The 13,864-nt window shown below is 39.8% G+C and carries 11 protein-coding genes and 2 pseudogenes; all 13 read left to right on the plus strand.

Features of this window, described 5'->3' with window-relative positions; genetic code table 11:
- Positions 1-59: 59 nt before the first annotated feature.
- Positions 60-6,083 (plus strand): annotated as a pseudogene (locus tag R1Y93_RS09135) (helicase-like domain-containing protein); the annotation flags it as partial.
- A gap of 351 nt (positions 6,084-6,434) precedes the next feature.
- A complete protein-coding gene (locus R1Y93_RS09140) occupies positions 6,435-7,112 on the plus strand; it encodes a response regulator transcription factor (RefSeq protein WP_055056588.1) in 678 nt (225 codons plus the stop codon).
- The gene (locus R1Y93_RS09145; protein ID WP_055056589.1) at positions 7,096-8,517 is read left to right on the plus strand and encodes a HAMP domain-containing sensor histidine kinase; all 1,422 of its coding nucleotides are present in this window, start codon (positions 7,096-7,098) and stop codon (positions 8,515-8,517) included. The genes R1Y93_RS09140 and R1Y93_RS09145 overlap by 17 nt, the downstream gene beginning before the upstream one ends.
- A 114-nt stretch (positions 8,518-8,631) precedes the next feature.
- Entirely contained in the window at positions 8,632-9,192 is a 561-nt protein-coding gene (locus R1Y93_RS09150) for a hypothetical protein (RefSeq protein ID WP_055056590.1), read from the plus strand.
- Positions 9,189-9,332 (plus strand): hypothetical protein, encoded by a 144-nt coding sequence (locus R1Y93_RS09155; protein ID WP_500822569.1) that lies wholly within the window; start codon positions 9,189-9,191, stop codon positions 9,330-9,332. The genes R1Y93_RS09150 and R1Y93_RS09155 overlap by 4 nt, the downstream gene beginning before the upstream one ends.
- 28 nt (positions 9,333-9,360) lie before the next feature.
- Positions 9,361-9,936 (plus strand): hypothetical protein, encoded by a 576-nt coding sequence (locus tag R1Y93_RS09160; RefSeq protein ID WP_500822570.1) that lies wholly within the window; start codon positions 9,361-9,363, stop codon positions 9,934-9,936.
- Positions 9,923-10,405, plus strand: coding sequence for an FtsX-like permease family protein (locus tag R1Y93_RS09165; RefSeq protein WP_500822571.1), 483 nt, complete (start codon positions 9,923-9,925; stop codon positions 10,403-10,405). Before R1Y93_RS09160 ends, R1Y93_RS09165 begins: the two co-directional genes overlap by 14 nt.
- Before the next feature lies 1 nt (position 10,406).
- The gene (locus R1Y93_RS09170; protein WP_500822572.1) at positions 10,407-11,264 is read left to right on the plus strand and encodes a hypothetical protein; all 858 of its coding nucleotides are present in this window, start codon (positions 10,407-10,409) and stop codon (positions 11,262-11,264) included.
- Between the two features lie 81 nt (positions 11,265-11,345).
- Positions 11,346-11,849: an ABC transporter permease gene (locus tag R1Y93_RS09175; protein ID WP_500822573.1), complete on the plus strand. Its 504-nt coding sequence runs from the start codon at positions 11,346-11,348 to the stop codon at positions 11,847-11,849.
- Positions 11,850-11,873: 24 nt separating this feature from the next.
- A pseudogene (locus tag R1Y93_RS09180) lies at positions 11,874-12,536 on the plus strand (ATP-binding cassette domain-containing protein).
- A 44-nt stretch (positions 12,537-12,580) separates the two neighbouring features.
- Positions 12,581-12,937, plus strand: a complete 357-nt coding sequence (locus R1Y93_RS09185) for a winged helix-turn-helix domain-containing protein (protein WP_500822574.1) — start codon at positions 12,581-12,583, stop codon at positions 12,935-12,937.
- Between the two features lie 191 nt (positions 12,938-13,128).
- Positions 13,129-13,287: a hypothetical protein gene (locus R1Y93_RS09190; protein ID WP_154108127.1), complete on the plus strand. Its 159-nt coding sequence runs from the start codon at positions 13,129-13,131 to the stop codon at positions 13,285-13,287.
- 97 nt (positions 13,288-13,384) lie between these two features.
- Positions 13,385-13,735 (plus strand): type II toxin-antitoxin system RelE/ParE family toxin, encoded by a 351-nt coding sequence (locus tag R1Y93_RS09195; protein WP_500822575.1) that lies wholly within the window; start codon positions 13,385-13,387, stop codon positions 13,733-13,735.
- The last annotated feature ends 129 nt before the right edge of the window (positions 13,736-13,864 follow it).

Consider the following 13,864-nt stretch of genomic DNA (forward strand, 5'->3'; position numbering starts at 1 on the left):
GTATGCAGCCAATTCTAAAAAAGAGTGGGCTGTTTTTTTATTGATAGGAGGGAAGTTTAATGTCTAAACTACAGGACATCCGAAACTTGGTGCAGGAACATGCCGTATCAGTGAGCAGTTCGCCAGGGGATTGGATGGATTATATGGACACAGCATCAAGGTTATATCGTTATTCTTTTTCAGACCAGCTTCTGATCCATGCACAGCGTCCAGACGCAACAGCCTGTGCATCACTGGAACTATGGAATGAAAAGATGTTACGCTGGGTAAATCGTGGTGCAAGAGGAATTGCCTTGTTTGATGAAACCTGGCAGAATACCAAACTTCGTTATGTGTTTGATATTTCGGATACCCACATGGTAGCCGGAGGCAGAAGCCCATATCTTTGGAAGATGCAGGAACACCAGGAGAGAAGAGATCCTCACCCATCTGGCAGAAGTCTATGCTCTGGAAGAAAAGGATGCGGCAACTTTGCAGGACGCATTGATGGCGGTCGCAAGGGAAATGGTCAATGACAATCTGGAGGAATACCTGGATGGATTGGAATATGCTGTAGAAGGTACTTATCTGGAAGATCTGGATGAGGTGACGATCCGCAGTGATTTTCGTCAGCTGGCAACAGACAGTGTTTACTATCTGCTTTCCAGGCGATGCGGGCTTGACCCGATGGAACTTCTGGAAGAAGAGGACTTCATGCATATCACAGATTATAACCGTCTGTCAGTTCTCACCTTCCTTGGAAATGCGGCAAGCCAGCTCAGTGAGAGTATTCTGATTGATATTGGAAAGACCGTACATAAAATTTCTCTGGAAGAAGCGAGAAAAGAGGTTGAAAATTCCAATGAAAGGAATTATAATAACTTTACCACGTTAATGCGTAAAACTAAAAGCTGGGATGCAGAAACGAAAAAAGAAGAAAATATTGAAAATGAAGGAGGAACCGATTATGGAACTGACATATCATCGCAAGGGAGATTACCTGTTTCCGAATCTGACCGTCGAAGAGGAAGAAGTGACGATCGGGAAATACGGGATGCTGCGGAGGACATTTCTGAAAGAACACAAGAACAGCCTTTATCAGAGCCTGTTCCTGACCGGAAAGCTGAACAGCCATCTGGAACAGATCGAGAAAGCAGCACAGGAGAGAATGGACAACCAGATGGAGAAATTGCTGGAGAAGAATCCGGCACCGGACAAGGAAGCAGATCCGATGGCATGGACAGCACACATGAACGCACTGATGGCAACAGCGGAAGAGAGCATCTTAACGGAATTGGTATACAGTTAGTCGAAGAGACAAGAGAAGATGGATTAAGCAAAGCAGAGGAAGAAATCGCCTCTGCTTTATCTTTGCCCGAATATTCCACCGCAAATGAACAAAGACGGCAGATCGAGGAAAGGGCAGCTGCCCTTTATGCCGGAGAAATTCCGATTCCAGAGCAAGTTGTTGATGAGATCTTACGGACAGGAGGAAACCGGAAAGCCAGCCAGCTCCGGATCATCTATAATTTCATGAGTGAACAGATACCGGAGGAATATACGGAGTTTGTGAAGCGTGAATACCGTAAAGGTGGAAAAGGTTTTCAGATTGATGGAAATGAATATTCAGTCTGGTTTGATGAAACCGGGATGCAGATCGCAGTAGGGCATACGGTTATAGACCATATCTTAGATAAGGCATTTTTATCATGGGAAGATGTCAGCGGACGTATCCATCAGCTTTTAGACCAGGGTGAATATGCACCGCAGTCTGTATTGGATGCGGCAAGAAGTAATGCAGTAAAAGAACACGCCCAGGCTCTTGCCTATATGAAAGGGGATATGGCAGAAGGAGTAGCGGAGATTGTTTTCGATGAGGAGGATTTACCACATCTTCGCAGTATCTATCCGGAGATCACGGATTATCTGGAAGAAAAGCTGGAGGATCCCCAGTGGCTTTCGGAACTGAATGAAAGACTGGATGCACTGGCAGAAGCCTATGAAGAAAATCATTCTATTATGCGTTTCCATCATTATAATCCTATAAATATCTCAAAGCAGTTTCAGAAGTTTGCGGATGAGGTCATTCCTTATCAGGCTAGGGACGGCTTTGCCTGGAAAGAACATCCGATGTTCATTACACAGGATGAGATTGATGCTTATCTTGCAGGAGGTGGAGCGTATTCGCAGGGCAGGCTTAGGACGTATTCCTTTTATCTACTTCATGAAGATGAAAGATCGAGGACAGGTTTTATCAAGGAACAGTATGGGATCGGTGGAAGCAGTCATGCACTGTCTGGTGCCGATGATTCACATGCAAACTATGATGGAAAAGGATTGTTTCTTGCAAGAGGTGCTTATGGGAATCCATATACGTCAATTTTATTATCCTGGAATAAAGTTGCAAACAGAGTAGCTTATCTGATAAAGAATGACCAGTTCCTGCAGGCAGAAGATTACGCTCGTATGCCGGAATATGAACGAGAGCAGATGGCGAATAAGGTACTCCGCTTTTATGACCGTCTTCCGGAAGAGATAGGCAGACCCTTTACAGATGACTTCTTCTGGGAAAAACCAGGAAAAGAAATGGTCGCAGTATTAGAGAATCCAGAGCAGACAGAAGAACTGTTACAGAAGATGGATGCAGCATTGGCAGCTCTGCCATTGGATTTTGAAGCGTATGGGACAAACTATCAGCAGAAAACAGAACTTCTTTCGGAACTCCACCAGTATGCAGAAGGAACCTATACGATATTCCCGACACCGGAAGCAGAACCGTCTTTTGCGGAACCATCCGGACACCAGATGACCATGTTTGATTTCTTGGATACGAAGGCAGTGGCAGAACCGACCGTAGTAGATATGTCAGATGTGGAGGAAATAGAAGAGGAAGAGGTTACTGCCGAAGAATCTATTTTGGAAAGTCAGGAACCGGAAAAAGCCGTGATAGAACCACACAACTTCCGTATCCAGGATAATGACCTTGGTGCAGGCGGACCGAAAGCAAAGTATAAGGCAAACATGGAAGCTATCCATTTGTTACAGACTTTGGAGAAAGAAGAACGTCTGGCAACACCCGAAGAACAGGAAATCTTATCCCGTTATGTTGGCTGGGGTGGTATCCCACAGGCATTTGAGGAGAGTAACAGCAGCTGGGCGAATGAGTATCTGGAATTGAAGAATACTTTATCGCCGGAAGAATACAGTGCAGCAAGGGCATCGACCTTAAATGCTTTTTATACGTCCCCGACCGTGATCCGAAGTATGTATGAAGTACTGGAAAATATGGGACTGAAACAGGGAAATATTCTGGAGCCGTCCTGTGGTGTCGGTAACTTTATGGGACTGATCCCGGAGAGTATGGGCAAAGCCAATATGTACGGTGTGGAACTCGACCCGGTTTCGGGAAGAATCGCAAAACAGCTTTACCAGAAAAACAAGATTGCAGTACAGGGATTTGAGGAAACCAGTTATCCGGACAGCTTTTTTGACTGTGTGATAGGCAATGTTCCATTTGGGGCGTATCAGGTCAGTGACCGCAGATATGACCGGCATCATTTTATGATCCATGATTATTTTATTGCAAAATCCCTTGATCTGGTCCGTCCTGGCGGTGTAGTTGCAGTGGTAACTTCCAGTGGAACGATGGATAAGCAGAACCCGGCAGTGAGACAGTATATCGCAAACCGGGCAGAACTGCTTGGAGCCATCCGATTACCGAATAATGCGTTCCAGAGAAATGCCAATACCAGCGTTGTTTCTGATATTCTGTTTTTCCAGAAAAGGGACAGGGCATCCATTGAGGAACCGGAATGGTTAAATTTAAAGGAAACACCAGAAGGCTATTCAGTCAATGCTTATTTTGCAGAGCATCCGGAAATGGTGCTTGGTGAGTTTACTACAGAAAGTACCCAGTATGGAAAGCAGGAAGTGACCGTAAAACCAAAAGAAGGAATTACCTTAGAAGAACAATTAAAAGAAGCTGTCCAGAATATCCATGGCACGATCACGGAACTGGAACTTTCGGATACAGAGCTGGAGGAGGATGTTGTCTTTATACCGGCAGACCCGGATGTAAAGAATTTCAGTTTTACCGTAGTGAATGAGGAAGTCTATTACCGGGAAAATTCTGTGATGAACTGCATGGAGCTTCCGGCAATGACAGCGGAACGTGTCAAAGGGATGGTGAAGATCCGTGATGTTACGAATGAACTGATCCGGTGTCAGATGGAAGAGGGAAGCGATGAGCAGATCACAAAGCTGCAGGAAAAACTCAATGAAGAATATGATATCTTTACAGCAAAATATGGTCTTATCAGCAGCAATGCCAATAAGAGGGCATTCAGTCAGGACAGCAGCTATTGTCTTTTGACTTCTCTGGAATTTCTGGATGATAAGGGAGAACTGAAACGGAAAGCGGATATTTTTACCAAAAGGACGATCCGCAGGGCAGAAACGGTAACTTCCGTGGATACTGCCAGTGAAGCACTTGCGGTTTGCATTGGTGAGAGGGCAGGCGTTGACCTTTCCTATATGGCACAGCTTTCAGGGAAAACAGAAGAGGAGCTTACAGAAGAACTGGCAGGGGTGATCTTTAAGAATCCGACCGGTGAAAAATGGGAGCCGTCGGACGAATATCTTTCTGGAAATGTGAGGGAGAAACTGCAGATCGCCAAACAGTTTGCAGAAGATCACCCGGAATATCAGGTGAATGTGCAGTATTTGGAGCAGGTACAGCCAAAAGATCTGGATGCATCAGAGATTGAAGCAAGACTTGGGGCAACCTGGATCTCCGAGGATTACATTACACGGTTCATGGCAGAAACATTCCATACACCAAGATATTATGTAGGGAGCAAGGTCAAAGTCCAGTATGCCGAAGTGACCGGACAGTGGAATGTTATGGGGAAAGAATGTGGACAGCTACGGAAATGCCCTTGTCACTTCCACATATGGAACACAGAGAGCCAATGCTTACCGTCTTTTGGAAGATGCCTTAAACCTTAGAGATACCAAGATTTATGACACGGTACAGGATGCCGAGGGGGAACACCGGGAATTAAACCGGAAGGAAACAATGCTGGCACAGCAGAAGCAGGAGCTGATCAAAGAGGAATTTAAGGAGTGGATATTTAAAGATCTGCACCGACGGGAAGATCTCTGTAAGATTTATAATGAACGATTTAACAGCATCCGTCCACGGGAATATGATGGAAGCCATATTCAGTTTGTCGGCATGAACCCGGAGATCACCCTGATGCCGCACCAGAAAAATGCAGTGGCTCATGTGCTGTATGGAAATAACACCCTTCTGGCTCATTGCGTAGGAGCAGGGAAGACGTTCCAGATGATCGCAGCTGGTATGGAATCAAAACGGCTGGGACTCTCACAGAAGAATCTTTATGTTGTGCCAAACCATCTGACCGAGCAGTGGGGCGGGCGATTTCCGACGTCTCTATCCGGGAGCAAATATCCTGGTGGCAACGAAGAAAGACTTTGAGCCGGCAAACCGAAAACGGTTCTGTTCCCGTATTGCGACAGGGGATTATGATGCCGTGATCATTGGACATACACAGTTTGAGAAAATCCCTCTTTCAAGGGAACGGCAGATCGCCATGCTGGAAGATCAGATTGCAGATATTACGTTCTCCATTGAAGAAGCGGCACATCAGGCAGGACAGAATTATACCATCAAGCAGTTGGAAAAAACAAAGAAGAGTCTGCAGGCGAGGATGAAAGAAACTCAATGACCAGACCAGAAAGGATGATGTAGTAACTTTTGAACAGTTGGGCGTAGACCGGCTGTTTGTGGATGAAAGCCATAGTTTTAAGAACCTTTTTTTGTATACAAAAATGCGGAACGTGGCGGGTATCTCACAGACGGACGCACAGAAAAGTTCGGGAGAATGTTTATGAAATGCCGGTACATGGATGAACTGACCGGCGGCAGAGGGATTACCTTTGCTACAGGTACTCCCGTATCGAACAGTATGACCGAGCTTTACACTATCATGCGTTATCTCCAGTATGACACACTCATGCGTATGGGCATGGGACATTTTGATTCCTGTGGGGCGGCAACGTTCGGGGAGACAGTAACCGCAAATCGAGTTCGCTCAAGTATTATAGGCATATGGAAGCAATTTTAATTCCATACAGAAATACGCTAAAAAACAAAGAAAAAGGAAATGTTGGAACAGACAGGAAGCAAGGAAGCCAGAAATAGATATGGATTAGCAAAGAAAAAAGGCAATAAATGAAGCATAAGTGAAAAGCGACAGAAGGTGCGAAAAGCATTTGCTGACCTCTTTCAACATTTAAAATGATAATGTAAAAGTAAGTGTTTGTTTAAGATAGTAATTTGAAAAAAGTTGATACTAAAAAAACGAAATACACAAAAACTACAAGAAAAACTGTATAAAATAAAAAAAACGGAAAATAAGAGGTAGCTAAGAATGAAAAAAATTTTAATTATAGAAGATGATTTGGATATTCAAGAGCTGATACAGTTTTTTTTAGAGGATCAAGGGTATGAAGTGATTACGGCATCTGATGGAATAGATGGTATTGCGGTTTTTCTGAAAGAACAAATTGACTTGATACTGCTCGATATTTTACTTCCTAAAATGGATGGGTATGCAGTTTGTGAACTAATACGAAAAGAATCGGAAGTACCAATCATTATGATAAGTGCATTGGGAAGAGAAGAAGACCAGATAAAGGGATTTGAAATGCAAATAGATGACTATATCCCCAAGCCGATTTCTCTTCCAATTATGATAAAAAAAATAGAAGCTGTTCTGCGTAGATATGAAGGAGTAGATATAACAAAAGATCACGAGTTAAAATACAGAGAGATAATATTGATTGTAGGAAATTATCAAGTGAAAATAGGGAAAAAGTTAATTGATTTGACACAGAAAGAATATGAAATTTTGAAAGAATTGATTGAAAATCAGGGATGCGTGATAACAAGAGAGAGCTTTTTAAATCGTCTATGGAAATATGAATTTGAAGGTGAAGAACGTGCAGTTGACAATCATATCAAAAATTTGCGGAGAAAATTGGGAAAAGCAGGGGATTATATAAAAACGGTAAGAGGGGTGGGGTATCGAATTGATAAAGCTAATTAGAGAACATTTGTCTACAAAAATATTTATAATTACAGTATGCTTATTGATTACTGTTGGTAGTGCGATTTATGGAATGGTTGCATTGGGGATGTCACGGAGCTATTTTTTAGAGTTGGATAGAAGTTTGAGTAATCAGACGGAAAAAATGGTACTTCAATTATCGAATACTTCAGTGCAGGAAATAGATGGAATATTAAAAATGTTTGCATTGGAGCATGGGATTTCTATTGTCTTAAAAGATAGTGACGAAAAGGTACTTGGTATATATGGAGATATGGAATATTCACTGGCTCCTGGAACAGATGTAGAAGATATTCTGTTAGGCAGTGGGATAACGGAATCTTATTCCTGTAAGTTAACGAATGGAAAAACATATTGGATTCAAGTGTTTGGAAACAAGGAGAAAGTAAATATTGGACTGGAATCATTAAAAAGAATTTTACCTATGTTGGGGGCTATTACTTTTTTGGCAGCATTAGCTATTGCTGCTTTATACACAAAATATATTACGCGTTCAATTTTAAAGGTGAGTGAAGTTTCAAAAAAAATGGCAAATCTTGATTTTCGAGTTCGATATACAGAAGACCGGAGGGACGAGATTGGAATTTTGGGAGAAAATCTGAACGAACTTTCGGAAAAATTAGAGAGTGCTTTGGATGAATTGAAAGAAAAAAATACTGATTTAGAGAAAAGCATCAAACTTGAGCAGCAACTGGAACAACAACAAATGGCTTTTTTTTCAGCTGTTTCGCATGAATTAAAAACTCCGATTACAATTCTAAAAGGACAAATTCAGGGAATGTTATTAGAAGTAGGGGGATATAAAGACCGAGATAGATATTTAAAACGTTCTTTTGAAGTAGCTAATTCCATGGAGAATATGGTGCAGGAAATTCTGTATGTTTCAAAAATTAGAACATCGGGATTTGAGTTGAAATTGATAGATATACCACTTCACCAACTTGTTGAGAATGTGATTAAGGAACAGGAAGATATGGCTATTGATAGGGGATTACAGTTTCATATACGAATAGAAGAATCAACTTGGATACGGGCAGATGAAGCTCTTTTCACGAAGGTCATAAGTAATGTGGTAGGAAATGCAATTAAATATACGAATGAGGATGGAAATATATGGGTTGGAGTGTATAAAAGAGGTGAAGAAATAATTTTTTGGATTGAAAATGAAACGGAATCTATTGATGAGAAAGAAATTCCAAAATTATGTGATGCATTTTATCGTATTGATAAATCCAGAAATAAAAGAACTGGTGGAAGCGGCTTGGGATTATATATTACAAAAATGATTTTAGAACAGCATCAGTTTCCTTATTGTATTGAAAATACAGAAAAAGGCATAAAAGTGGAAATAAGATGTTATGAACCAACCAGAAGGCTGTTGTGACGGAAAATCACAACAGCCTTTTTATACATATAAAATACATAAAAAAAACGGGAAAATCATACATTCAATTTTTATAATATAAAGAAAAAATATGTAATGGAGGATTTTTTATAAATGAAGAAAAAAATATGTATAGTATTATGTTTGGGTTGTATAGGAACCGTATCAGTTGTTGGGTGCAGCAATAAAAATTTTGATTCAAAAGTAACAGGGGATAATCAGACAACTACCGAGAATGTATCTGATATACTGAATGATCAAGAGAAAAAAGAAGGCGGTTACGAGAACGAGTCAAGTAGTAATGCTGATGACAAAGAGAACTCAGCGGACGATTCAGAAGTGTTGGCAAATGCAGATTTGCGTGGAGCTGTTTTGGAATTTTCAGACACAGGATGTAATATCAGCATAGGGACGCAGACGGATGATGCAGAAATGGTTCCTGCTCCGGGAGCGGTTGTTGAAGAAATGAATCAGGTGAAAATAGTATATGGAGAAAATACCTATTTTCAGATTTCTCATTCAACGATGACGGGTATTACGCTTGAGGATTGCCGGAAAGAAGAAGTGAAAAAGCAGTCAATGCTCTATCTGTATGGGGATTACCAGGAGGATGGTACGTTTTTGGCTAAAAGGGTAATTATTGACCGATTTGAAAAGGAAGGAGAATGGGAATGAATTTTGCAGAAAGAGCATTCCGCTACCTTTTCAGGAAAAAAGGAAAAGCGATTATCTTGTTTTGGGTATTGCTTATTACCGAAACAATGATTTTATCTACTGTCACTATATTACGGGCATCCGAAGTAGCCAAGAATTGAACTATTAGGGAAATCAAAAGCGAAATTGTTGATCGAACGGGAAAAAGCGGAGGAATTGTTTACGGATGATGAATACAAAAAACTTGAGAAACTGGAAAATGTGAAGGCGGTAAATCGAGTAGCAGAAGTGCAGTTATATCCAATGGATTTTAAAATTATAACGAAAAGTGAGAGTGTTGATGCAGACAACCAAAAATTGCGCATAATGGCCTACGATAGCCTTGAAGATGATGGCCCATTTGCTGACGGGCAAATTCATCTGACGAAAGGAAAATATCCTCGCAAAGAAGGTGAAATAGTAGTAAATCAGTTTCTTGCAGAAGTAAATCAATGGGAAATAGGGGAAACTGTTTGTTTCAAATCTCATTCAGGTGAACAATCACAGGCAAGCATATCAGGAATCTATATTTCGGGTATAGAAGAAAAGCAAGGGAAGGAACCATTAGCAGTAAACAGAATTGAAAATACAATTTATGGAAAACCCGAGTTCGTATGTCATTTACAAGAAACGTGCGGATATGAAAACTTAATCGTATATGTAGATAATCCAGAGCAGTTGAGCAGAACACAGCTAGAGAGTAACACGCATTTTGAAAAACTATAGAGTGATGAAAGCAGATAACCTGTTTCAGAAAATGGAAATTCCGCTCTTACAAGTTGTTAGGGTTGTAAAAATGATGTTGGGATTATCGGTTGTATCGTCTGTACTTGTAATAACATTGCTTTTGTCTATGTGGATGAGAGCCAGAAAGAAAGAAATAGCAATTTATGTGAGTCTTGGAAAAACAAAAGTAGATTTGTTTATGCAGATTATTTTGGAATGCTTTTCAGTATTTGGATTTTCTACAATAATAGCTCTTTATACTGGAGATAAGATGCTGATAGTATTGGAAAAGTTTTTAGATTGGAAAAGTATTGGGGCTTTTACATCTATGCAAATATATGCACAAAATAAAGATATATGTTATCTCATATTATCAGGAACAATAATTTTATTGCTTTCTATTTCTATTTCACTTTTTCCAATATTATGTACAAAGCCAAAAAAAATTTTAGCAGAAATGGAGGGATAACATGAATGTTTTACAAAGAGGAGTACGTTCAGTGTTAAGAAAACCGATAAAAAGTATTATTCTATTGTTTATTGTAATTGTTATGAGTGGCCTATTTTTAGGTGCTATGGCAAGCCGTTCAGCAAGTATTTATACACAAGACGCTACAAGACAGGCAATAGGGGCTACCTTTCGCATAGAAGGAAATGAGGAGAATAGGAGAAAGCGATTAGATCAGGCAATGGATGTACTGGGTGATCGGGAGGGCAGTTATGGAGGAGTTACTCATAAATGGTTAGAAAATGGGGCGGATATGGTAGTTACAGATAACTCATTTGAGACGGTTAAGGAAGATGATGTAAAAAAAATAGCTCAGGTGGAGGGGATTGAGGAATATAATTTGATAACAATAGCAACTGTTGTGAATCCGGTCAATTTTTCGAGAATAGAAGATTCAGATATGGATCAAAGTACGGATGTAGGCGGTGTCAACCTACGAGGTAATCGCATAATGGAAATGGATATGGACGTATCTGCAGGTAAGATTTCACTGATTGAAGGAAGAATGATTGAAAAAGATGACAGGGATGTTTGTGTCATCTCGAAAGAATTGGCAGAACTAAACCATTTAAAAACTGGGAACTTATTAAAGTTTAATGATTACCATGACAAAGAACATTCCACAATATACAGTGCCGAGATTATCGGAATTTATGAAACAAAGCAAGAACGAAAATCTATTATGTATGGGGATTCTTATCGTCCAGAAAATACAATATTTACGGATATGAGTTTCCCGAAGCCGTCACCCGGAAATGAAGGAAATCCTTTCTATCAGTATGCTATATTCAAAGTCCAAAATGCAGGGGAAGTACGATGACAAGTTAAAAAGTCTGTACAGAAAGCGAATATAGATTGGTCACGATATGACTTAATTGATAATAATGGAAATATTAAAAATATGACAGAAAATTTTGGGCAGATGGATCAGATGAGTATGGGATTATTACTAATAGTTTCAGTGTCAGGTCTTGTGATTTTAGTTTTAGTTTTTCTGTTTTGGATAAAAAATCGTACGCAAGAAATAGGAATTATGATGTCACTTGGAAAGTGCAAATTTGAAATATGGGTACAGTTTTTATGGGAAGCAGTAATGATAAGTATTATAGGGATGTTGTTATCCTTTGCAATTTCCCCAATTATTGCAGAGACTTCAGCTTCATATTTAGCGAAAGAAACGCAGACCTTAAGGTTAGAACAGCAGGAACAGGAAAATACTGGTACCTATATAGATGGATATATTGCACCGGATTTAAAAATACAAGATGTGGAGGTTGGTATGACGAAAGAAATGGTTCTGATGGATATTGGGATGATATCAGGTATTTTGATTATTGCAGTATTAGTAGCAGGAATCACGATAATGAAGAAAAGGCCGAAGCAGATATTAAGTGAAATGAGCTGAATAACGGGGTAGGAGGTTATAGAAATGAGTAAAAATGCAGGAAACATTGTTCTTGAGGCAAAGAATGTTGCCTATTACTATAAGGCGAATAAAGGCAAAAAAGTTTTAGATGATATATCATATGGCTTTGAGATAGGAAAAATGTATGCCATTTTGGGACCAAGTGGTTCCGGTAAGACAACTTTTTTATCGCTTTTGGCAGGTTTGGATTCTCCGACGGATGGGGGAATTTATTATGAAGGGGTAAATATAAGAAAAAAAGGTACTGACACAACTATCGAAAGAAAAATATGTCATTGGTTTTTCAGAATTATAATCTGATAGATTATTTGACTCCAGAAGAAAATGTTGATGCTGGGTGGAAAGAAAGACATAGAGAAAATTTTGGAAGCGGTTGGAATACCAAAGAGGGAAGACTGGAAACGGCAGGTCTTACAGTTATCAGGAGGACAGCAGCAGCGAGTGGCTATTGCAAGAGCATTAGCAAGTCCTGCGAAGGTATTGCTTGCAGATGAACCTACAGGAAATCTGGATGAAGAAATTGCAGACGAAATTATTAAGATATTGATGAAAAGTGCGCATGAAATGGGAAAAAGTGTAATTGTCGTAACACATAGCAAAAAAATAGCTGATGCTGCAGATGTGGTACTTAAAATCCATGAGGGGAAATTGTATCATTTGGTTTAAGTGAATGTAAAGTTATAGTGTTTTATAGCATGAAATAATATGAGGTGAGCTGTATAGGAAAAATTTTATTGCTATCTTTTGATGGAGATGAAGAAAATTTAATAGAATCTGTTATTTCCATTTTGGATGCTGGTAGAGAAAAATTTATATTTCAAAAAATGAATCTAAAATCGAACTTACAACACAAGGGAATAATGCTTGACTTAGAGCGACGAGAGGTTATGCGGAATAATGATAAAATTGCCTTGACTTATACAGAGTTTGAAATCCTCCAGCTTCTCGCTCAAAATCCCGGCAGGGTATTCAGTAAAGAACAGATTTATGATATGGTCTGGCAGGAACCGTATTCCGGTGATTACAACATTGTGATGAGCCATATCAGCCATATTCGGGAAAAATAGAGGATGATCCGAGTCATCCGGTCTATATTCAGACTGTGTGGGGAGTTGGTTATAAGTTTAATGAAAAAATGTGTGAATAATTAAATCAGATCCAGTGTTGTGTGACTGTCAAAAAATGATAGATATTTCTGATGGTTCGTGGTATGATAAAGACAGAAACATGAGTGCTATTTTAAGAAAGGGTGATGGTTATGGCATTGGCACAGGCAACGAAATCCCGTGAAACAACTTATACGATCAACGATGCAATGGATGTCCTTCTGTCAAAGCTGGATGAAGCCATTGACGATATGGAAAATGGCAGAGTGCAGACAGTGGAAGAAGCATGGGCAGAAATTGATGCAGTATAAGGGGTACGGATGGAAAACAAAAAATACAAAGTTGTCATTGCCCAGAGCGGCAAGCTGGATGTGAAAGAAAAAAAGAAATATATCCTTCAGAATTAGTATGGAATATGCAGAAAACTTTTCCAAAAAGATTAAAAAAGCGGTTCTTGCACTTGATACACTTCCGACCGGGTATAATACAACAGGCTTCCGGTATCGTGGTTATGATATTTACATGAAACCGTGTGAATCCTATCTGCTGTTTTATACTGTGGATGAAGCAGTGAAAACAGTTACAGTTCTGCGTGTCATGCAGGATGGAATGGACTGGCAGTATATCATCAATCGGTGGCTGCGGAAAACGCATAGGATATACAAAAAGATTATAGTGACAGGCAGTATTCAAACAGATTGGGTACCGCCTGTTTTTATGTCCGCTGAAAACAGATGGACAGCAGAAGAAAAATATTAGAAAATAACGGACAGATTGTGAAATTTAAGAGAAAAAACTTTTTCAAAAATATTCAAAAATATTGGAACATTTTAATGGGACTTCTGCCATGTATCAGTAGGGGGGTGATTTTGGATGAAAGATGTAAAA

This window comes from Blautia sp. HA3515, assembly GCF_059933065.1.